The organism is Acinetobacter sp. YH01022 (genome assembly GCF_013420235.1).
GTDB lineage: Bacteria > Pseudomonadota > Gammaproteobacteria > Pseudomonadales > Moraxellaceae > Acinetobacter.
The window spans coordinates 65,754-86,248 of sequence record NZ_VOYP01000007.1 but is presented as its reverse complement, the minus strand read 5'-3'; the positions used below and the strand labels follow the sequence as shown (position 1 = coordinate 86,248).

21 protein-coding genes and 1 tRNA gene are annotated in these 20,495 nt (G+C 45.6%); 15 read left to right on the top strand and 7 right to left on the bottom strand.

The window, feature by feature from the left end; all coding sequences use genetic code 11:
- Window positions 1-21 precede the first annotated feature (21 nt).
- From FTT87_RS03830 to FTT87_RS03775, 12 genes are all read left to right on the top strand, one after another.
- Complete coding sequence (locus FTT87_RS03830) at window positions 22-900, top strand: acyltransferase (protein WP_227609617.1); 879 nt, start codon at window positions 22-24, stop codon at window positions 898-900.
- Complete coding sequence (gene hutH, locus FTT87_RS03825) at window positions 900-2,432, top strand: histidine ammonia-lyase (RefSeq protein WP_180042764.1); 1,533 nt, start codon at window positions 900-902, stop codon at window positions 2,430-2,432. The genes FTT87_RS03830 and hutH overlap by 1 nt, the downstream gene beginning before the upstream one ends.
- A 19-nt stretch (window positions 2,433-2,451) precedes the next feature.
- Window positions 2,452-2,871, top strand: coding sequence for a thioesterase family protein (locus FTT87_RS03820; RefSeq protein WP_180174426.1), 420 nt, complete (start codon window positions 2,452-2,454; stop codon window positions 2,869-2,871).
- Window positions 2,872-2,944: 73 nt separating this feature from the next.
- On the top strand, window positions 2,945-3,529 hold the full coding sequence (locus tag FTT87_RS03815; protein WP_373423496.1) for an outer membrane lipoprotein carrier protein LolA: 585 nt from the start codon (window positions 2,945-2,947) through the stop codon (window positions 3,527-3,529).
- Window positions 3,504-5,828, top strand: a complete 2,325-nt coding sequence (locus tag FTT87_RS03810) for an MMPL family transporter (RefSeq protein WP_180174424.1) — start codon at window positions 3,504-3,506, stop codon at window positions 5,826-5,828. The genes FTT87_RS03815 and FTT87_RS03810 overlap by 26 nt, the downstream gene beginning before the upstream one ends.
- A gap of 19 nt (window positions 5,829-5,847) precedes the next feature.
- Window positions 5,848-7,146 carry an NAD(P)/FAD-dependent oxidoreductase gene (locus FTT87_RS03805; protein WP_180174423.1) on the top strand — a complete coding sequence of 433 codons (1,299 nt, stop codon included), beginning with the start codon at window positions 5,848-5,850 and terminating at the stop codon, window positions 7,144-7,146.
- A gap of 1 nt (window position 7,147) precedes the next feature.
- Window positions 7,148-7,711, top strand: a complete 564-nt coding sequence (locus FTT87_RS03800; RefSeq protein WP_180174422.1) for a DUF3261 domain-containing protein — start codon at window positions 7,148-7,150, stop codon at window positions 7,709-7,711.
- Window positions 7,712-7,722: 11 nt separating this feature from the next.
- Window positions 7,723-8,919 carry a beta-ketoacyl-[acyl-carrier-protein] synthase family protein gene (locus FTT87_RS03795; protein ID WP_180174421.1) on the top strand — a complete coding sequence of 399 codons (1,197 nt, stop codon included), beginning with the start codon at window positions 7,723-7,725 and terminating at the stop codon, window positions 8,917-8,919.
- Entirely contained in the window at window positions 8,916-9,353 is a 438-nt protein-coding gene (locus tag FTT87_RS03790) for a 3-hydroxylacyl-ACP dehydratase (protein WP_180174420.1), read from the top strand. Before FTT87_RS03795 ends, FTT87_RS03790 begins: the two co-directional genes overlap by 4 nt.
- Complete coding sequence (locus FTT87_RS03785; RefSeq protein WP_086195841.1) at window positions 9,350-10,075, top strand: 3-ketoacyl-ACP reductase FabG2; 726 nt, start codon at window positions 9,350-9,352, stop codon at window positions 10,073-10,075. Before FTT87_RS03790 ends, FTT87_RS03785 begins: the two co-directional genes overlap by 4 nt.
- Complete coding sequence (locus tag FTT87_RS03780; protein ID WP_180174419.1) at window positions 10,075-11,295, top strand: beta-ketoacyl-ACP synthase; 1,221 nt, start codon at window positions 10,075-10,077, stop codon at window positions 11,293-11,295. The genes FTT87_RS03785 and FTT87_RS03780 overlap by 1 nt, the downstream gene beginning before the upstream one ends.
- A 20-nt stretch (window positions 11,296-11,315) precedes the next feature.
- Window positions 11,316-11,750, top strand: a complete 435-nt coding sequence (locus FTT87_RS03775) for an excinuclease (protein WP_180174418.1) — start codon at window positions 11,316-11,318, stop codon at window positions 11,748-11,750.
- A 119-nt stretch (window positions 11,751-11,869) separates the two neighbouring features.
- Here the strand turns inward: FTT87_RS03775 and secF are convergent, their stop codons facing one another.
- The 7 genes from secF to queA form a co-directional block, all read right to left on the bottom strand.
- Window positions 11,870-12,838 carry a protein translocase subunit SecF gene (gene secF / locus FTT87_RS03770; RefSeq protein WP_180174417.1) on the bottom strand — a complete coding sequence of 323 codons (969 nt, stop codon included), beginning with the start codon at window positions 12,836-12,838 and terminating at the stop codon, window positions 11,870-11,872.
- 10 nt (window positions 12,839-12,848) lie between these two features.
- Complete coding sequence (secD, locus tag FTT87_RS03765; RefSeq protein ID WP_166171341.1) at window positions 12,849-14,750, bottom strand: protein translocase subunit SecD; 1,902 nt, start codon at window positions 14,748-14,750, stop codon at window positions 12,849-12,851.
- A 51-nt stretch (window positions 14,751-14,801) separates the two neighbouring features.
- The gene (yajC, locus tag FTT87_RS03760) at window positions 14,802-15,131 is read right to left on the bottom strand and encodes a preprotein translocase subunit YajC (protein WP_086195837.1); all 330 of its coding nucleotides are present in this window, start codon (window positions 15,129-15,131) and stop codon (window positions 14,802-14,804) included.
- Between the two features lie 105 nt (window positions 15,132-15,236).
- Window positions 15,237-16,367, bottom strand: a complete 1,131-nt coding sequence (gene tgt / locus FTT87_RS03755; protein ID WP_180174416.1) for a tRNA guanosine(34) transglycosylase Tgt — start codon at window positions 16,365-16,367, stop codon at window positions 15,237-15,239.
- Window positions 16,368-16,615: 248 nt separating this feature from the next.
- Entirely contained in the window at window positions 16,616-17,182 is a 567-nt protein-coding gene (locus FTT87_RS03750; RefSeq protein ID WP_086195835.1) for a LemA family protein, read from the bottom strand.
- Window positions 17,183-17,211: 29 nt separating this feature from the next.
- Entirely contained in the window at window positions 17,212-18,240 is a 1,029-nt protein-coding gene (locus FTT87_RS03745) for a hypothetical protein (RefSeq protein WP_180174415.1), read from the bottom strand.
- Between the two features lie 26 nt (window positions 18,241-18,266).
- Entirely contained in the window at window positions 18,267-19,304 is a 1,038-nt protein-coding gene (gene queA / locus FTT87_RS03740) for a tRNA preQ1(34) S-adenosylmethionine ribosyltransferase-isomerase QueA (protein ID WP_180174414.1), read from the bottom strand.
- Between the two features lie 194 nt (window positions 19,305-19,498).
- Here queA and FTT87_RS03735 point away from each other — a divergent pair.
- The 3 genes from FTT87_RS03735 to FTT87_RS03725 all read left to right on the top strand — a co-directional run bounded on the left by FTT87_RS03735 (window position 19,499) and on the right by FTT87_RS03725 (window position 20,461).
- A tRNA-Leu gene (locus tag FTT87_RS03735) sits at window positions 19,499-19,585 on the top strand.
- Window positions 19,586-19,729: 144 nt separating this feature from the next.
- Complete coding sequence (locus tag FTT87_RS03730) at window positions 19,730-20,008, top strand: hypothetical protein (protein ID WP_180174413.1); 279 nt, start codon at window positions 19,730-19,732, stop codon at window positions 20,006-20,008.
- A gap of 30 nt (window positions 20,009-20,038) precedes the next feature.
- The gene (locus FTT87_RS03725) at window positions 20,039-20,461 is read left to right on the top strand and encodes a hypothetical protein (protein WP_180174412.1); all 423 of its coding nucleotides are present in this window, start codon (window positions 20,039-20,041) and stop codon (window positions 20,459-20,461) included.
- Window positions 20,462-20,495 lie beyond the last annotated feature (34 nt).

Sequence of the window (20,495 nt, the reverse complement as noted above, 5' to 3'; positions counted from 1 at the left end):
GACATCAAAGAACGTGGTGGTATGTTACCTTTGACTTTGATGTTGGCTTTCTATCGCGTAGGCGGGCGATGGCTGTGTCGCATATTGCTGTATTTTATTATTTTGTGGTATTGGCTGTTTGCGATCGCAGCACGTCAGGCTTCAATGCAATATTTGACCCGATTGCACCATTTTGCCGGTCAAAACTCTCCATTTCCGCATACGCCGAGTCTGACCCATAGTTATCAGCATTTTATGCAGTTTGGCGAATGTATTCTGGATAAAATTGAAGGCTGGCTGGGCAATATTCCCGAGCAGCAATTACAGTTGCATGGTCATGAGCATTTTCGTGCCCGCTATCAAAAGGGGGCTGTCATTGTGGTGTCGCATTTTGGCAATATCGAGTTGCTGCGGGCGATCAAGTCGGAATATCCACAAAAAATTAATGTGCTGGTCTATCAAAAACATGCTACCAAATTTAACCAGTTCCTGAAAAAACTCAATCATCATGCCGATGTCAATTTGATCTCGGTGGATGAACTGGGTATTGAAACTGCCCTGATTTTGCAGGAAAAACTTGATCAGGGTGAATGGGTGATTGTGGCAGCAGACCGCGTACCGGTGCAGTCAGACCGGGTTCAATCCGTTTCATTTTTAGCTGAACAGGCGAACTGGCCGCAAGGGGCCTGGATTTTGGCCAGTTTGCTGAAAGTGCCAGTGCTGGCCGTGTTCTGTTATCGGGTCGGTACTCATTTTGAAGTACATATCCATTCGATTGCTGAACAACTGAATTTTCCGCGTAACAACCGTCTGCAAGCCATGCAAACGACCATCCGTGAATATGTATCACTCCTTGAGCAGCACTGTATTCGTGCGCCGTATCAATGGTTTAATTTTTATAATTTTTGGAACAAAGATTAATGCAAGTTTTAGTTATTGGGGAACATCCACTTTCAATTGAAGATGTGGTGGCAGTCGCACGTCAGGAAAAACGCGTGGCTTTACCGGACTCGAATGAGTGGCACAATTTGATTCAGCGCGGTGCTGATTTTCTGGATCAACTGTTGCAGGATGAAGGCGTGATTTATGGCGTGACCACCGGTTATGGCGATTCCTGCCTGGTGGAAATTCCTGCGCATCAGGTCAATGAACTGCCTTTGCATTTATCGCGTTTCCATGGCTGTGGTCTGGGACAAAATCTGGATTTAATTAGCGCACGTGCAGTAGTGGTGACACGCCTGTGCTCGCTGGCACGTGGCTATTCCGGGGTTTCGCATGCGCTGCTGGAACGTCTGGTGTGGATGTTAAATGAAAACGTGATTCCGGTGATTCCTTCTGAAGGTTCGGTGGGGGCCAGTGGCGATTTAACCCCATTGTCCTATATTGCCGGCGCATTGGTCGGTGAGCGCGATGTGTATGATCAGGGACAGATTGTTCCGGTCAGTCAGGTCTATGCAGAAAAAGGCCTAGAACCCCTAGTGATGCGTCCCAAAGAAGGCTTGGCGCTGATGAACGGTACAGCAGTGATGACCGCAATTGCCTGCCTGAACTATAAAAAAGCCGAACAGATCAGCTTGGCCAGTACCTGTATTACCGCGCTGAATGTATTGGCTTTAGAAGGTAATCCGAGCCATTTTGATGAAGTACTTTTTGCGCAAAAACCGCATCCGGGCCAGCAAAATATTGCCGCACAGCTGCGTGACTGGCTGAACAGTGAAGTACAGACTGAACATCAAAGTTCACGCCTGCAGGACCGTTATTCGCTACGCTGCGCACCGCATATTATTGGCGTATTTGAAGATTCTAAAGTATGGCTGCGCCAGTTTATTGAAAATGAACTGAATTCCAGCAATGACAATCCGCTGATTGATCCGGTGAACTTGCGTGTGTTGCACGGCGGGCATTTCTATGGCGGTCACATTGCCCAGGCCATGGACAGCCTGAAAATCATGATCGCCAATATTGCCGACCTCATGGACCGTCAATTGGCGCAACTGGTGGACTATAAAATGAATAACGGTTTGCCGCGTAATCTGACTGGGGCAACCGATGAGCGCCTACCGCTGAATCATGGCTTTAAGGCGGTGCAGATTGGCGTGTCGGCGTGGACCGCAGAAGCCTTGAAACAAACTCTTTCTGCTTCGATTTTCTCGCGCTCGACCGAATGTCATAACCAAGACAAGGTCAGTATGGGTACCATTGCCGCACGTGATGCCAGCCGTGTGATTGTATTGACCGAACAGGTGATTGCAGCATTGTGCTGTGCCAGTGTACAGGCCATTCATTTAAAAACTCTGGATGGAAAATTGTCTGAAGTCCTCGCCACATTTAAGGCCTGGGTATTAAAGACTTTTGATTATGTGGTGGAAGACCGGCCATTGCAGCAGGAGTTGCAGCAACTGGTCGACCGACTGGAAAATCTGCAATTATTGAACTGTGGACTTGTTCGCTAAACGTGATGGGAAACAGACGATGCATGCTGATGTAATGATTGAAGTGCCCTTTCATGATGTGGATACCATGGACGTGGTCTGGCATGGGCATTATTTAAAGTATTTTGAAATTGCCCGCTGCAAGTTGCTGGACCAGTTTCAGTATAACTATAAGCAGATGCGTGATTCCGGCTATGCTTGGCCGGTGATTGAAAGTCATGTGCGTTATGCGCATGGCATCCTGTTTGAGCAGAAAATTCGGGTGCGCGCCATTTTAAAAGAATGGGAAAACCGTCTGAAAATCGAATACCAGATTTTTGATGCCGAAAGTGGAAAAAGGCTTACCAAAGGCTATACCACGCAAGTGGCGGTCCATATAGAAAGCCGCGAAATGTGTTTCCAGTCGCCGCAAGTTTTATTGCAGCGTTTAAATGCCTGGTCTGAGTTTAAGCCGGAGTAAATAAAGCAAGATGATATCTTTCAATCTACCACGTGCAGCAGGATTATTCCTGGCAGGACTGCTGTCGCTGATCATGTTGCTGTCACAAGCAGTACATGCACAAAATCCGCAGCTCAGACAGATCTTTGCTCAACTTTCCGAAACACCAACGGTGCGGGCCAATTTTGAACAGCAAAAAAAACTGGCGAGCATGAACAAAACCTTTGTCTCCAAAGGCACGGTGTTATTTTCCAAATCGCAGGGCGTGATCTGGAAAATCCAAAGTCCGGTCAAGGCCGACCTGATTGTGACCCCACGGAAACTGGTGCAAAAAACCCAGCGGACCTATAGCCAGATTGAAATTGATAAATCTCCTTATGGTTCGGTCGCGACTATGTTCCTGCAGCTGATGTCGGGGAATGAAGCGGCTTTGGCCAAAAACTTCAATATTGTTTCGGCCAGTTATAGTCCGGCACAGTGGAATGTGGCCTTAACCCCGAAAAGCAGTTTATTTAAAAAACTGTTTGTCCGGGTCGATGCACAAGGGCAGCGTTATGTGGACCGTATTGTGATTCGCGAGAAAGCCAATAACAGCACCAGCATTCGCTTTAGCCAGCAAACCACCCAACCCCAAACCTTAACGGCTGAGGAAAATGCACTTTTCCAACTGGCAAAATAAATTTACCGCACTGTGGCTACTTGTACTCTGCGTGATTGCCATTGCGCTGGGTAGCGCATGGCTGAAAAAAGACATTCATATTCAAACCAATATCTTTGCCTTATTGCCGGAAGCCCACCATGACCCGCGGCTGGAACGGGCGCAGCAATATGTCAGTCAGCAGCTGAATGACAAAGTCTTTGTTGTGCTGAATGCTAAAGATGATGCCTCTTTAGACAAAGCCACAGCGACTTTTAAACAAAGCGTGGCGGCAACGGATTTATGGCAACCGTTACATGCACAGCTGGACAGTGACAAGTTTGCCCAAGTGTTGTATCAGCATCGTGCCGGTTTGCTGTCATCCACAGATCAAAAGCTGCTGGAGCAACAGGATTATACCGCGCTGAACGAACAGGGCCTGTTGCAGATCATGAGCCCGGGTATGCCGGTCACAGCAGAGCTGTTACAACAAGATCCGCTCTTATTATTTCCACGTTATGCTGTCAGCTTATCCGGTTTACAGGCGAACCCGGATATTACCCTGGAAGATGGTTTTGCCACCATTCGTGATGAGCAGGGCATTTCCCGCCTTATCGTTTTGCAGCTCAAAAATAGCCCTTACAATATTGATTATCAGGAAAAAACTGCCGCATGGATTGCGCAGTTAAATTTAAAACTGAAACAGATGCAGGTTGAGCCGCACTGGACCGGCACCTTGCTGTTTGCCCAGTTCGGTACCACCTCGGCAGAAAAAGAGATTTCCACCATTGGGGTGGGTTCGACCATCGGGATTTTCTTCCTGGTGCTGTTTGGTTTCCGCTCGGTTCGTCCGATGCTCACGGAAATGATTGCCGTAGGCACCGGCTGTCTGGTGGCCTTTGCCATCACCCATGCGGTGTTTGGGGAAATTCACCTGATGACCCTGGTGTTTGGTGCCAGTCTGGTCGGGGTCTGTGTCGACTTTTCCTTTTACTTTATGGCCATGCAGTCGCAGCATCGGCATATTGACGGTTTTGCCGTACTTAAACCGCTGTTGCCCAGCCTGTTTATGGGCCTGATGACCACCTTGGTGGCGTATATTTTCCTCAGCTTTACCCCATTTCCAGGCTTTAGGCAGATTGCTGTTTTCTCAATGGTGGGGCTGGCTGCGGCCTGGATCACCAGCATTTTATTGTTGCCAAGACTGCCGGCATTAAATGCTGAACCGGCGATTCGCCGCCTAAGTTTTATTGGCCAAGCTCGAACCTTTATTCAGGCCAGAAAGGGGCTGCGTTATGGCCTGATCGCTGTGATTACGGTCGTCACCGGCAGCAGTTTGATGTTGCTGCAAAGCAATGATGATATCCGTAACTTGCAAAGTATGGATCAACAGCTGAAACAGGAAGACCAGTATGTGCGTGAACGCTTTATGCAGCAGCAAAGCAGCGAATACTTTGTGGTGCATGGCGATACGGTGCAGCAGCTGGAACAGAATGAACAGCAATTGCTGCAAAAACTGCAAGTGTTACAGGCGCAAAACAAGCTGGAAGGTGTTCAGGCTTTAGGTCAATGGCTACCCTCTAAAGCGCAGCAGCAACACAATATCCAGTTACTGCAAGCCATTCCAGCCAGCGCCTTAAATGAATACGCTGCTGCATTGCAGCTCAATCCGGTAGAAGTACTGGCTTGGCAAAAACAGTTGGCCCGGCAGCCTCTACTCAGTCCTGCTGAAATGAGCCAGCATCCTTTGGCTTTTTTACAAATGAGCCCAACCGAGCGTCTGGTGCTGCTGCAAAATGTGCATGATGTGGCTGCCTTGCAACAGCTGAATAGTCCGCAGGCACAGCTATTGCGTCCGGTGAACCAGTTGTCTGAACTGTTCCAGCAACACCGTATTCAGGCACAGTGGTTGCTGCTTTCTGCCTTAGTCTGCCTGATGATTGGTTTGGGCATCCTATATGGGCTGAAGTCGATTTTGCCTTTGGTGTTACCGGTCAGTCTGGCTTTAATGACCACCTTCGCCATTCAGGCCTGGCTCGGAGTGGAAATCAATCTGTTCAGCATTATGGGCACTTTCCTGATTATCGGGATTGGGGTGGACTATGCCATTTTTTACCGCCATGGACATGATCATCCACAAGTAGTTGGCATGGCCTTATTCCTATGTATGATGTCGACCTTATTAGGTTTCGGGTTATTATCCTTTAGCCAGACTTATGCCATTCACTGCTTTGGTTTGACGGTTTTATTTGGGGTTATTTTTTCATTTATCTATGCAACATTGTTTACATCATCCGATGCCAAACATGTTGTGCTTCAACAGTATCAGCCAAAGAGCTGAAAAAATAAGGTACAGTGCAATGAGCACCATGCAACACACAGATGTATTGATTATTGGCGCAGGGCCATCGGGGAGTTCGGCAGCAGCATTACTGCGCCAGAAAGGCTATCAGGTCACGATCATCGAAAAACAGCATTTTCCACGCTTTTCCATTGGCGAATCATTACTGCCGCAATCGATGGTTTTTTTAGAGGAAGCCGGATTGCTGGATACGGTGCGTGAGCATGTCGAACAGTTTGCCTTCCAGTTTAAAAATGGCGCGGCTTTTTTAAAGGGGCAGCAGCGCAGTTTTTATGATTTCCGAGAGAAATTTAGCGACGGTCCCGGTACCACCTGGCAGGTGCGCCGTGCCAATTTTGACCATTTGCTGGCACAACAGGCAGAAAACTATGGTGCCGAAATTCGCTTTGGCCATGAAGTCATAGATGTCAATGTTCAGCCCGAACATCCGATTTTAACGGTTAAAGACGAACAGCAGCAGGTCTATCAGATTCAAGGCAAATTTTTACTCGATGCCAGCGGTTTTGGCCGCATCCTGCCGAAATTTCTCGATCTGGAAAGCCCGTCCGATTTTCCGGTACGTCGTGCCGTGTTTACTCATATTGAAGATGGCATTCTGGATGACCCGGAATTTGACCGGGAAAAAATCCTGATTACGGTACATGCCAAAGACCCACGTGCCTGGTACTGGCTGATTCCATTTGCTGATGGTCGTTGCTCTTTCGGGGTCGTAGCCGAGCAGGATTTCTTTGAACGCTATGGCTTTGATGGCAGTGCCGATTATGATCTGGATGCCTTGTTGCCGCGGATTCTGGCAGATGAAGAAAGCCTATCGCATGTGCTGCGCAAGGTCAAATTTGATACGCCGGTGCGTACCCTGGTGGGCTACTCTGCCGATGTCAAACATCTGGCCCAGCGTAACTATGCTTTATTGGGTAATGCCGGTGAATTCCTCGACCCGGTATTTTCTTCTGGTGTGACCATTGCCCTGAAATCTGCCAGTCTGGCCATTCCGCTGGTTGATCAGCAGCTGCAAGGACAGCCGGTCGACTGGACGGAGCAATATGAAAAACCGCTACGTGCCGGTATTCAGGTGTTCCGTGCCTATGTCGAGTCGTGGTATAGCGGTGAATTTCAGGATGTGGTGTTCTCGAAAAATCAGGATGATAAAATCCGCCGCATGGTCTCTTCCTTACTGGCCGGCTATGCCTGGGACAGCAGCAATCCAATTTATAAAAATGCCAAAAAGCGTTTAAGCACGCTGGCAGAATATTGCCGTGATCCGCAGTTACAACACGTTGAGATGAACGGTGCCTAGAATGAAACTGAAATGGACGGGGATTTTGCTCGCTGCAGTCCTGCTATGTAGTGGCTGCCAGTCCATGCTGCCTCAAGCACCAGGTCTGACAACTGCTGCCTGGACTGCACAAAACTACCAGCGTCAGGATCAGTTAGAAATTCAATGGAAAGAACACAGTTTCAGCTTTTTACTGTATCAGCAACAAAAAGGTCAAAAGCTGGAAATGCTGGCTTTGACCCTGACCGGGCAGCAGTTATTCAAGCTCAGTTTTGATGGCCGCAAGGTTGATGTCGAACAGCGCATTGCACCAATGAAGCTATTGCCATTTGAGTTTGTGGTGCGCGATATTTTATATGCCACCTATCCGGATTTTGCCCGCTTGCAGCAGAATGTCCGTATTGAAACTTCGGCTCAGACCCAGAAAGTATGGATCAATCAGCAGTATGTGCTGAATATTCAACAGCAGGACGGGGCCATTGAGCTGAACAATCTGCAGGTGCCGTACCAGATGGTCATCAGTCCTATCAGCGAAGGCCTGACCAGCACAGAGGGGGAAAACTCAGATGTGCAAAGCACTGAATAAGGGGGATGAGCATGGGCGATAAAATCACACAATATCCTGCAGTCGGCATTCAGTTGAGTGCCGGTCTATCTGCACTCGGAAATACCGCTGAACAGATCAGACAGGCGCTGACCACGCAGCAAAATACCTTGAGCCTTCGTTCAGGATTTATTCCAGAAAAACAGGTCTGGGTAGGCGCCTATCAGCAGCCTTTAATCGAAACTGTTCCCGCATTTCTGCAGGATGTCGATTCGCGTAATCTACGTTTTGCCTTAACGGCGTTAAGTTTAATCGAAAGCGAAATCCGAGATTATACTGCGCAGTTTGATCGCAAACGTCTGGCAATTATTCTCGGCACATCGACCTCCGGCATTGCTGACAATGAAATATTGCTGAAACAGTATTTTAACCATCACAGAAAAATTGAAATTAATCACTATAAACAGGAAATGGGTAGTCTGGCCAAAGGTCTACAGATGTATCTGGGCTGGGAAGGTCCGGCATACACCATTTCCACGGCCTGTTCTTCCAGTGCCAAAGCCATGGCGGCAGGACAGCGATTGATTAATGCCGGTCTGGCAGATGCGGTGCTGGTCGGTGGTGTTGATACCTTGTGCCGGTTGACTCTGAATGGTTTTCACAGTCTGGAAAGCCTGTCCAATGGTCTGTGTCAGCCCTGTGGTGCACAGCGCGATGGTATCAATATTGGCGAAGCGGCGGGACTGTTTTTATTGTCCAAAGAAACCGCCCCTGTGATGCTGATGTCAGCCGGGGAATCGATGGATGCCTGGCATATTTCTGCACCGCATCCGGAAGGCAAAGGGGCTGCCGAAGCCATGCAAAAGGCGCTGGATATGGCGGGTATTAGCGCCAGTGAGATTGGCTATTTAAATATGCACGGAACGGCAACGCCGCAAAATGATGCCATGGAAATCAAAGCCGTGCAGACGGTATTCCAGCAATATGAAGTACCGATCAGCAGCAGCAAACATAAAACCGGGCACTGTCTGGGAGCCGCTGGAGCTATTGAAGCTGTAATTTGCCAGCAGGTGTTAGCCGATCAGTCCTGGTTGCCGCTGCATCATTCAGGCAGTATTGATCCGGAACTGGATGAAGCCAACTATGTGCTGAATGCGCAGTTGCAACAACCGATAGAATATGTCATGAGTAATTCTTTTGCCTTTGGCGGCAGCAATATCAGCCTAATTTTTGGAACAAAATTGAAATGATGGATGCAATACAGTTTATCCCGCATGAACAGCCGATGGTGTTTGTCGATCATCTGATTGAAGCCAGTGACAATTTTGCCATTGCCGAACTGGTGATTCGTCCCGAATTGATGTTTTGTGAAGCGGAAGGCTTGCCGACCTGGAGCAGTATTGAACTGATGGCACAGACCATTAGTGTTTATGCAGGACATAAAGGGAAAATGTCAGGTTTGCAGCCTAAAATTGGTTTTTTATTGGGTACGCGTAAAATGCAGTTGCCTGTGCCTTATTTTGCTTTAGGTGAAACCGTCAGGATTAAAGCGGAACAAGGTTATTTACATGAGGGGCTGGGGCAGTTTCAATGTGAAATTGAATACCGGGAACATCGCTTTAGTGCCATGTTGAGTGTATTTGAGCCGCCAGAAATGAAAGAAGAACTTAAGGATACAGTGTGAGTAGACGAATTTTAGTAACAGGCTCAAGCCGTGGAATTGGTAAAGCCATTGCCTTGCAACTGGCACAGGCTGGATTTGATGTCACCGTCCATGCGCGCTCCAGACAACAAGAAGCCGAACAGGTGGTTGAAGAAATCCGTGCTTTAGGTCAAGCCAGCCATGCACTGTTATTTGATGTAAATGAACGTGAAAAAGTGCTGCAATTGCTGGAACAGGATGTTGCCGAGCATGGCGCATTTTATGGTGTGGTATTGAACGCAGGCTTAACCCGTGACGCGGCATTTCCGGCCTTAACCGATAGCGACTGGGATGAGGTGGTTTCGACCTCACTGGACGGTTTTTACAATGTACTTAAACCTTTGGTGATGCCGATGATTCGGCTGAAACAGGGCGGCCGCATTGTGACTTTATCTTCGGTTTCAGGTTTGATGGGTAATCGGGGACAGGTCAATTACAGTGCAGCAAAAGCGGGACTGATTGGTGCCACCAAAGCTTTGGCACTGGAACTGGCAAAACGCAAAATTACCGTGAACTGTGTAGCACCGGGCTTGATTGAAACCGAAATGGTCACTGAAGAAGTGAAAGAACATGCCCTGAAAATGATTCCCTTACAACGTATGGGGCAGGTTGATGAAGTCGCCAAAGTGGTGAAATTTTTATGCAGTGATGATGCCAGCTATATCACCCGACAGGTGATTTCGGTCAATGGGGGCTTGATTTGATGAAACGTGTGGTAGTGACGGGCATGGCCGGAATCACCTCTTTAGGTGAAACGGCAGATCAGGTATTTGCACAATTTGAACAGGGCAAAAGTGGCATTCGTTACATGCCGGACTGGGAAGTGTATACCGACTTGCGCAGCAAACTGGGTGGTCCGGTCGAATCCTATACCATTCCCAAGCATTTTAACCGTAAAGTGACCCGCGGCATGGGTCGGGTGGCCCTGATGTCAACGGTCTGTGCTGAAAAAGCCTTGGAAGATGCCGGTCTGTTAAATGACCCGATTTTAAACAGTGGTCAAACTGGTGTGGCCTTCGGTTCATCTGCCGGCAGTGTCGATGCAATTGGCGAGTTTGGCAGCATGTTGATTGATAACAACATGAACAAGCTGAATGCGACCACGTATATCCGCATGATGTCGCATACCAGTGCCGTCAACATGACCGTTTATTTTGGCTTGAAAGGTTTAACTTTACCGACATCCAGTGCCTGTACTTCAGGTTCTATGGCGATCGGTCAGGCCTATGAAGCCATTAAATATGGCAAGCAGACTGTGATGCTGGCAGGGGGTGCCGAGGAACTCAGTGCCGCAGGTTCTGCGGTGTTTGATGTGCTGATGGCGACCAGTAGCCAAAATGAACATCCGGAAAAAACACCGCGTCCATTCGATAGCAAACGTGATGGCCTGGTGGTGGGTGAAGGCGCAGGCTGTTTAATTCTGGAAGAATATCAACATGCCCAAGCACGCGGTGCCAAAATTTATGCAGAAATCATCGGTTACGGCAGCAACACCGATGGTCAGCATGTCACTCGTCCAGATGCTGAAATGATGGGACGCTGTATCCAGCTGGCTCTGTCAGATGCGCAAATTGCAGCAGACCGGATTGACTATGTGAATGCGCATGGGACATCCACCGATCAAGGGGATATTGCGGAAACTCAGGCTACAGCACGTGTACTAGGTAAAAAACCGATCAGCTCTTTAAAAAGCTATTTTGGCCATACTTTGGGAGCTTGTGGAGCAATTGAAGCCTGGCTCAGTATTGAAATGATGCAGCGTAGCCAGTTTATACCGACATTAAATCTGGATGAAATTGATGCGGCCTGTGGCGATCTGGATTACATTGTTAAACAGTCAAGAAATATGCATGCCGACATAGTTATGAGTAACAATTTTGCTTTTGGAGGAATTAATACCTCCCTGATTTTTAAACGTGTCTAACAACAACTAGAGGGTACATCATGTTGATGAAGAAATTAACACTTACAGCTGCATTGTGTTTGGGTGGAGTGGTTTCAGCTCAAGCTGCAGACCAAATGCATGACTTCAACTTTCAGGAAGCGGTGAGTCGTGCCGTTGCTGACGGTACGCTGGACGGTTCGGTTAAGTTTTACTTGGCGGGTACACGTGCAGGTGGAAAAGTCATTCAAAAAGGTTTAGTGAGCAATAAAAAAACCAATGGTTTTGCCAAGTCTGCTGAAAGCTCATGCGATCATGTTTTACGTTCCGCTTTAATCCAGTTCCAGAACACTGCCAAGGCAAAGGGTGCCAATGCTGTCACCAATATTGTGAGCTACTATAAAGCAAACGAAACCCGCAGTACCACCACTTACCAATGTGCCAAAGGAACTGCGGTTGCCGGTGTAGCCTTAAAAGGTGATCTTGCAAAACTATAAGCTTGTGCATTTACACTGATAAAATTTCAGATCTCGTACAGCATTTTATATTTTTGACCTGCATAAAAAAGCCCATCAGATGATGGGCTTTTTTATCGAATTTAAAGAAAGCACAGAAATTACTTTGGAATTTCCTGTTCCTCATCAAATTCAGGTTTCACCTGTACAATAAAGTCCTGACGGTTCAGGCCACGCCATAAGGCAAATGCAGTACCAATATAAATTGAAGAATAGGTACCGACAAATACACCAATAAACATCGCAATCGAGAACCAGTGCAGACCTTCACCGCCCAGGAACATCATCGCGACAACGACCAGCAATAAGGTCATGGAGGTGTGGATGGTCCGACGTAAGGTTTCAGTCAACGCGATATTGACGATTTCAACTGGCGAGGCACCGCGAATCTTGCGGAAATTTTCACGGATACGGTCGGATACCACAATGTTATCGTTTAACGAGAAACCTAACAGCGCAAGAATAGCTGCCAGTACGGTTAAATCAAACGGCCATTGCATCATGGCAAAAATACCAATGGTGACAATGATGTCATGGAATAACGAAAGCACCGCACCTACCGCCAGCTTGAATTCAAAACGAATGGTCACGTAAACCAGCATGAGCAGTAACGCCAAGGCTACGGCACCTGCCGAACGAATATACAGCTCGTTACCGACCTGTCCACCGACAGAATCCACTTTGTGGACCTCAGCAGGGTTATTCGGTAATTGTGCCGCTTTGGTGATGGCGTTATTCAGATCTTCTACTTCAATGTCCTGAACAGGCATACGAACCAAGAGGTCTTTGTTACTGCCGAGGGTTTGTACCACAGCATCTTTAAAACCGGCCTGGTTCAAAGCTTGAATAACTTCGACCTGATTGGCCGGTTGTTTATAGTTCAGCTCGGCAGAAACACCGCCAGTAAAGTCCAGACCGAGGTTTAGACCTTTGGTGGCAATAAAGAAAATACTGGCCAGGGTTAAAAGAATAGAGATGATTGCCGCAGGTTTGGCAATCTTCATAAAGTCAATGATGCGCTCATCATCCGGGCGACCGTATTTCTTTTTCGGTTGAGTCATATCAGTCATCTTCGATCTCCTAAATGCTCAACTTTTTCAAGTTACGTTTTTTGCCATAAATAAGCTGTACGATGGCACGTGTTACAGTAATGGCTGTAAACATCGAGCAGACAATACCGATCATTAATGTCACAGCGAAGCCCTTGATCGGACCTGTACCGATGGCAAACAGAATGAACGCAACCAGGAAGGTAGTTAAGTTCGAGTCAAAAATGGTGTTATAGGCCCGATCATAACCGGCGACAATCGCCTGTTTGGGCGAGGCCCCCCATTTCATTTCTTCCCGTATTCGCTCACAGATCAGTACGTTGGCATCGACCGCCATACCAATGGTGATTACGATACCGGCAATACCCGGAAGGGTGAGGGAAGCACCAATCCATGACATGACGGTCAGGATCATAGCCAGGTTAAATACCAGTGCAAAGTTGGCAATCACACCGAACAGACGGAAGAACACCACCATCCAGATCGCAACCAGAAGGAAGCCGATTTGAGTCGATAACACACCTTTGTCAATATTTTCCTGACCCAGGCTCGGACCAACCACACGTTCTTCAACGAAATACATCGGCGCAGCCAGTGCACCGGCACGAAGCATCAAGGCAAGTTCAGCCGCTTCCTGTGGTGAATCCAGACCGGTAATACGAAACTGGGAACCCAATACCGCCTGAATGGTTGCAGCATTGATAATCACAGATTCAGCATAAGGGGTACGAACTTCGGTTTGCGCACCCGTCACCGGATCAGGCACATAGCTGATCTTCTGCTTGTTCTCGATGAACAATACCGCCATGCGTTTACCAACCGCATTACGGGTGGCATCTGCCATCAGCTTACCGCCAGCGCTGTCCAAAGTAATGTTTACTTCAGCACCGCCAGTATCTTGGCTAAAGCCACTTGATGCATTTTGTACACGTTCACCGGTCAGAATGCGGTTACGGTTCAGTAATAATTCACGACCGCTATCCAACGATTCATAAGCAAAAGCTTCAGTACCCGGAGGTAGGGCCTGAGCTGTAGACTTGCCGGTATACGGATCGATGTACTGGTCATTCAAATCGGAAACAAGACGGAATTCCAGGTTGGCTGTACGGCCCAAGACGCGTTTCGCTTCAGCAGTATCCTGAACACCCGGAAGTTCAACCACAATACGGTTGCTGCCTTGAGTTTGAACCAATGCTTCCGCTACACCTAACTCGTTAATACGGTTACGTAAAGTGGTTAAGTTCTGGTTAACGGCATAAGACTGAATTTCCTGCTTGCGCACGTCGGTATAGTTCAGACGTAAAGTTGAACCGGACTCAGAGGCAATTGCCTGCTGGTTGAATTCATTGCCATTACGACGCAAGAAATCCATCACGGCTTCACGGTCACCGTTATTGGCAAACTGAACGGTAATGGTATTGTTATTTAGTGACAGGCTGTTGAATTTCAGCTTGTTGTCACGCAATTGACGACGCAGATCAGTCGCCGATGTTTCCATACGCTGACTGATGGCCTTGTCCATATCCACTTCAAGCAGAAAGTGCACACCACCACGTAAATCCAGACCCAGTTTCATTGGCTTGGCACCAATTTTTTGCAGCCATTCAGGTGTGGTTGGGGCAAGGTTCAAGGCAACAACATAATTATCACCCAATCCGCGACGCAATACTTCTTTGGCTTTTAACTGTGCTTCAGAGGAGTCGAGGCGTAAAAGGGCAGCATTATTGCTAAAGCTGTTGTCATGGCTTGAAATTTTTTCACTTTGTAATAATTGCTCTGCTTTTTGTACGATGCTCTGGTCAATTTGGGTGCCGGCTTTGGCACCGGAAATTTGAACAGCAGGTTCATCGGGGTACAAACTAGGCAGCGCGTATAATGTGCTGATCACCAAAACCACAAGGATCAGCAGATATTTCCATGCTGGGTAACGCATCTGTTTTCTTCTTAAAATGAAAAAGTCGTGCTAGGGCACGACTAATTTTGATTAGAGATTATTTAATGTGCCTTCAGGAAGAACTGAAATCACACTTGCGCGCTGAATTTTTACTTCTACGCCACGGCTGAGTTCAACCACTGCAAAATCGCCCTCAATTTTAGTGATTTTGCCCATCAGGCCGCCTGCAAAAACTACTTCGCTACCTACACCCAGACTTTCAACCAGGGTACGGTGTTCTTTCGCGCGTTTCGCTTGAGGACGCCAGATCAGGAAATAGAAAATTGCGACAAATACCGCAATCATCAAAAGGTTGGTTACCAAACTTGGTTGTTGTGCAGCTTCACCTGCTGCGTGAGCAGTAGAAATAAAAAGGCTCATTTCAATTTCCTAAACTAAAAAATGTATATCAACAATATGATGATAAATAAGATAACTTGTTCAGCAATTTACCTTGTCTTTTTCTTCAGCGCAAATACTGAAAGATTAATCTTCAGGACAAGGTGGGACTTCTAGACCACGACGCGCATAAAAATCCTGTACATATTCATCAAAAGTACCATTATCTAACGCATCACGGATGTCTTGTGTAAACCTTTGGTAATAACGCAGGTTATGAATAGTACCCAGCATGGAACCCAGCATTTCACCGCATTTTTCCAGATGGAACAGATAAGCGCGGGTGAAGTTTTGGCAGGTATAGCAGTCACAGCCTGGATCGAGTGGACTTTGGTCATGACGATATTTGGCATTACGAATCCGCACCAGACCGTCTGTCACAAAATAATGACCGTTACGTGCATTACGGGTTGGCATGACACAGTCAAACATATCCACGCCACGGCGGATGCCTTCCACGATATCTTCAGGCTTGCCGACACCCATCAGGTAACGTGGCTTGTCTTCTGGCATTTTTGGTGGAAGATGATCCAGAATCTTGATCATTTCTTCTTTCGGTTCACCGACAGAAAGACCGCCAATGGCAAAGCCATCAAAGTCGATTTCTTTTAAGCCTGCCAGCGATTCATCACGCAGGTCTTCATACATACCGCCCTGAATGATACCGAACAGGGCATTTTTATTTTTTAATACATCATGGTGATGGGTTTTACAGCGTTTTGCCCAGCGCAGTGAAAGCTGCAAAGATTTCTGTGCTTCTTCACGCGTAGCCGGGTAAGGCGTACATTCGTCAAAAATCATCACGATGTCTGAATTCAAGGTATGTTGAATATCCATTGAAATTTCAGGTGATAAAAAGACTTTTGAACCATCAATTGGCGAACGGAAGGTTACACCTTCTTCTTTGATTTTACGCATGGCACCGAGGCTGAACACCTGAAAGCCGCCTGAATCGGTTAGAATCGGTTTGTTCCATTTCATGAACTCGTGCAGGCCGCCATGTTCACGAATCACGTCCAGGCCGGGACGCAAATAGAGATGGAAGGTGTTACCTAAAATAATCTGGGCTTTAATATCTTCTACATCACGTGGGAGCATGCCTTTGACTGTACCGTAGGTACCGACAGGCATAAACACTGGGGTTTCCACCACGCCGTGTTCCAGCGTTAAACGACCACGACGAGCACGGCCCGACTGACCTAATTTTTCAAACTTCATAAAATATCCTGGACGAGAGCAAAGCACTGCTTTGGTTGCAGTGCAAGAGCGAAAAAACAGTTCGCCGCCAAAAGTCCGCTATTTTCCTTGATTACGCACATAAACGCCAGTGTTGTCGAATTTTAACGCGATTCTTTTTTGCTGAAGAAAATAAGCTACAAGTGAGGCTGTGCTTGCCTTGCGGATGGGCATGTAGAAATGATGCTTTTCTGCATGCCGATGTTTTCATTTATTCTAATATTAACGACTTAAAAATTCGGTCGATAGTCAAAACTCTGTGTAGCTGCCAGATCGCGGAAGGGGCGAATGGCTTTTTTACCGAGTGACAGGGTATTGACGATGTTATTGGGAAAAATCTGAATATTGTTATTAAACAGTTCAACATTGCGGTTAAAAATGGTAATCGCTGCCCCGACATTTTCATTCTGTTCTTCAATTTCATTCATCATTTTTAGATAAATTTCATTGGCTTTCAGCTCAGGATAGTTCTCTACCACGACATTCAGACTCTGCATCAATTCCTTATTCAGGCTTTCAACGCGTTGCAACTGGGCAACATCGGCATTGTTTAAATTGAGATTTAAAATATTCTGCCGCAGTTCGGTCACTTTTTCCAAAGTGCCTTGTTCAAAATTGGAATATTGTTCAACCAAAGGTTGCAAGCCATCCAGAACTTTAATCTTCTGACGCTCATAAGTTGCCACATCTGACCAAGAACGAATAGAAGCATTGTGATGACGCACAATATTATTGCGAATCATGATACAGGCTACAATCACGGCAATAATCAACAATAAAAAAATCAATAACCCCATTTATTTGTCCCCAAATATTTACAAGATTGTTATTTTAAAAACTGCGTTAAATCACGCTGTAAACTTTCCAGATACGGTAGTTTAAAAGTACGCAAGTGTCCACGTAATGCAGAAATATCGTGAATATTTTTTGCCCGGCTTGAAATATGAAATAAATCGGCCGGTCCTAAAAAACATAAGATATGGCTATCAGGATGGAAAATTAAATCGCCTTGACGCTGGGCAAAAAATTCATCGAGCCTCAACACAAATGCAGGCGTGAGCAGTTTTGCCATCTGCATTTCATCGCTACCAAAAATATTCAGTTTCTGGTTGACTTGAATATCACTGGTATGCCACGGAAAACTGTAAGGATAATAAAACTCCTTGTTGGCCGTAGTGACTGCCACACCGTGTACTTCCACATCAAAAACAAATACACCCCATAAATCTTTGTGTACTTCACTCACCTGTACTTCATTGCCGTCTTTATTACGAATCCGGATTTCATTGACATAATGGTATTGAAACACCATCACCTGATGCTGTTTGCCTTCATCATCGGTCCATTGGGTGCTGGCGTAATAAGGAAAGTCATTGGCAATGCTGCCCTGATTAAAGACCGGAAATAAACGCTTTAAATGGGCAATAAATAAAACCGGTTGCAGGGGAACAGAAAAATGTTGCGGCTGTTGCTGGAAGGCAAGATTGTATTTTTTAGCAATACTTTGCTGTTCCAGATATTCGATGACTTCATCAATGGGCTTGCTTTCTTCATAACTAATATAAGCCCAGAAAATCATAAAAAAACCGCTGATCAGACTGATCTGAATCCAGATATTACCGGGGTGGATAAAAATCAGCAGGATAAAAAACAGTCCTGCTGCTGCCAGAAGTAGCGGGAGGACATTTTCAAACTTGAGCACGATCGGGGCATTCCAGGGATGCAGGGCATCTAAAATATCCTGATGCGTCTGAGCCTGGCGGGCAATCTCCCAAAGCCGCGCAATATTATTAAAAACCCGTTCATTTTTTTTACGTCGAATATGAATCGAATATTTAACAGCATCGAGCGGCATGGCGTACTTCTTATTATCAACAATAATTAAGGTATGATTTTATCAACCAGCATGGCATCGCCATAACTGAAGAAACGGTATTTGGCTTCTACCGCATGATGATAGGCAGCTAAAATATTATCACGATTCGACAATGCCGAAACCAGCATCAATAACGTTGATTCAGGAAGATGGAAGTTGGTAATCAGACGATCAACCACTTTAAACTGGTAACCCGGGTAAATGAAGATTTGGGTATCACCCGTCCAGCCTTTTAACTCACCGCCATTGGCCTGTGCAGCGCTTTCAGTGGCACGGGTTGCAGTTGTACCGACAGCAATGACTTTATTGCCACGCGCTTTGGTGGCTTTGATCAGTGCCATAGATTCATCAGACACATCACACCATTCACTGTGCATGATATGGTTTTCAATATCGTTAGTGCGTACCGGAAGGAAGGTTCCTGCACCGACATGCAAGGTCACAAAGGTTTTCTGGATGCCTTTTTCTTCCAGTTTTTTCAACAAAGCTTCGTCAAAATGCAGACTGGCAGTCGGGGCCGCAACACTGGCCAGTTTAGTTGGGTCATTAAAAACGGTCTGATAACGCTCGGTATCAATTGATTCTGCTTCACGGTTGAAATAAGGCGGAATTGGCAAAGCACCATATAAATCTAGAACATTTAAAATGGGCTGAGAAAACTCGACAATAAACAGGTTTTCATGACGACCTTTGACTGTGACTTTTACTTCATCTGGACCAATGAACAATTCTGCGCCTTCTTTTGGCGAGTTACTGGCTTTAATATGGCAATGCGCAATGAACTTGTCCAACATGCGTTCCACCAAAACTTCAACCGCACCCCCAGTGGCACGTTTACCTTTCAGACGTGCTTTCATGACCTTGGTATCATTCAAAACCAGCAAATCACCTTCATTCAGTAAATTTAGAATATCTGTAAATTGATGGTCATGATATTGACCTTGAGCATCAAGATGCAAAAGGCGTGAAGCACTACGGGTTTCAAGCGGGTAACGGGCGATCAGCTCGTCAGGGAGATCAAAGTTAAAGTCAGAAAGTTGCATCTTCAATGTATTGAAATAAGAAAAACATCAGCATTATAGGCTGGAAAAGCACAAAACTGATGATATGTGATGTTTTTTAAAACAAAGTTTTTGATTTTGATTTAAAATTGAGCGATCGGATAAATTAGATAATTGACAATTTCAAGTTTGAGAGTAATATAGCCACCACAAGCTGATCAGCTTGCAACACCTTTCCCGAGGTGGTGAAATTGGTAGACGCGGCGGACTCAAAATCCGCTGTCAGAGATGACGTGTCGGTTCGAGTCCGACCCTCGGGACCAAGATTTTGAAGAACCCCAAGCATATTAAGTCTTGGGGTTTTTTATTGCCTGATGATTAATAAAAATTAATATAATATATTTTTAGAAATATCTATTGGTATTCTTTTTATAACTTAAATTAAAAACTATTCTTTAGGATATATTATGGGGTTGAACGGTATTCAGAAAATTGTATTTATTATTGTTGCTCTTGTCGTATTAATTATTGCCTGGTGTATTTTTCCTTTGTTATTCAAGTGGGTTATGGGGGAAATCGGGGCTAAAGAAACTGAATTAAAGGATTTTGGAGCTTTAGGAGATATATATGGAAGTTTAAATACACTTTTCACGTCAGTTACATTGCTTATTGTTATGTATTCAGCTTATTTGCAGCGTAAAGCAAATAAAGAATCAAAAGATTTGACTAGAAAGCAATTAGAATAGAGTGAATTCTCTTTAATTCAACAGTTAGAGATGATTCAATCAAATCATAAAGAACAGATGGAAGAGTTAAAAAAATCTAATTTCGATTCTAGATTTTATTCATTAGTTTATTATAAAAATGATTTGTTAAATGCCATAAAAGTCAAAGATCATCAAAGTGTTGAAACATCGGGGTTACAAGTTTTTGATGACATAAGTTCATTTTTTATAACTGAATTATCAAAATTCGATAAAGAGATAGATCTTAATATTTTAAAAACTCACTATCATGAATATCTTGTGAAAATTAATAATAAGAAAGCAGTGCTTTCAATATATTCATATTTTAAAATTTATAAAAGTATTTATCTCCTTGTAGATAATGCGGGTCTCACAGATAAAGAAAAAAATTTATACATGAACGTCTTGAAAGGATTGATATCAACATCTGAGCAAATGCTACTTTTTTTATAGCTCCATTGTATCCCGATCTTTTAGAAGATTTTAG

Bases quoted from the DNA above. Each gene is read 5' to 3' on its own strand.
- FTT87_RS03805 (WP_180174423.1), top strand. From the start codon at position 5,848: ATGAGCACCATGCAACACACAGATGTATTGATTATTGGCGCAGGGCCA.
- FTT87_RS03795 (WP_180174421.1), top strand. From the start codon at position 7,723: ATGGGCGATAAAATCACACAATATCCTGCAGTCGGCATTCAGTTGAGT.
- FTT87_RS03810 (WP_180174424.1), top strand. From the start codon at position 3,504: ATGCACTTTTCCAACTGGCAAAATAAATTTACCGCACTGTGGCTACTT.
- FTT87_RS03725 (WP_180174412.1), top strand. From the start codon at position 20,039: ATGATTCAATCAAATCATAAAGAACAGATGGAAGAGTTAAAAAAATCT.
- FTT87_RS03800 (WP_180174422.1), top strand. From the start codon at position 7,148: ATGAAACTGAAATGGACGGGGATTTTGCTCGCTGCAGTCCTGCTATGT.
- FTT87_RS03830 (WP_227609617.1), top strand. From the start codon at position 22: ATGTTACCTTTGACTTTGATGTTGGCTTTCTATCGCGTAGGCGGGCGA.
- FTT87_RS03780 (WP_180174419.1), top strand. From the start codon at position 10,075: ATGAAACGTGTGGTAGTGACGGGCATGGCCGGAATCACCTCTTTAGGT.
- hutH (WP_180042764.1), top strand. From the start codon at position 900: ATGCAAGTTTTAGTTATTGGGGAACATCCACTTTCAATTGAAGATGTG.
- FTT87_RS03820 (WP_180174426.1), top strand. From the start codon at position 2,452: ATGCATGCTGATGTAATGATTGAAGTGCCCTTTCATGATGTGGATACC.
- FTT87_RS03815 (WP_373423496.1), top strand. From the start codon at position 2,945: ATGTTGCTGTCACAAGCAGTACATGCACAAAATCCGCAGCTCAGACAG.
- tgt (WP_180174416.1), bottom strand. From the start codon at position 16,367: ATGAAGTTTGAAAAATTAGGTCAGTCGGGCCGTGCTCGTCGTGGTCGT.
- yajC (WP_086195837.1), bottom strand. From the start codon at position 15,131: ATGAGCCTTTTTATTTCTACTGCTCACGCAGCAGGTGAAGCTGCACAA.
- FTT87_RS03790 (WP_180174420.1), top strand. From the start codon at position 8,916: ATGATGGATGCAATACAGTTTATCCCGCATGAACAGCCGATGGTGTTT.
- FTT87_RS03745 (WP_180174415.1), bottom strand. From the start codon at position 18,240: ATGCCGCTCGATGCTGTTAAATATTCGATTCATATTCGACGTAAAAAA.
- secF (WP_180174417.1), bottom strand. From the start codon at position 12,838: ATGACTGATATGACTCAACCGAAAAAGAAATACGGTCGCCCGGATGAT.
- FTT87_RS03750 (WP_086195835.1), bottom strand. From the start codon at position 17,182: ATGGGGTTATTGATTTTTTTATTGTTGATTATTGCCGTGATTGTAGCC.
- secD (WP_166171341.1), bottom strand. From the start codon at position 14,750: ATGCGTTACCCAGCATGGAAATATCTGCTGATCCTTGTGGTTTTGGTG.
- FTT87_RS03730 (WP_180174413.1), top strand. From the start codon at position 19,730: ATGGGGTTGAACGGTATTCAGAAAATTGTATTTATTATTGTTGCTCTT.
- queA (WP_180174414.1), bottom strand. From the start codon at position 19,304: ATGCAACTTTCTGACTTTAACTTTGATCTCCCTGACGAGCTGATCGCC.
- FTT87_RS03775 (WP_180174418.1), top strand. From the start codon at position 11,316: ATGTTGATGAAGAAATTAACACTTACAGCTGCATTGTGTTTGGGTGGA.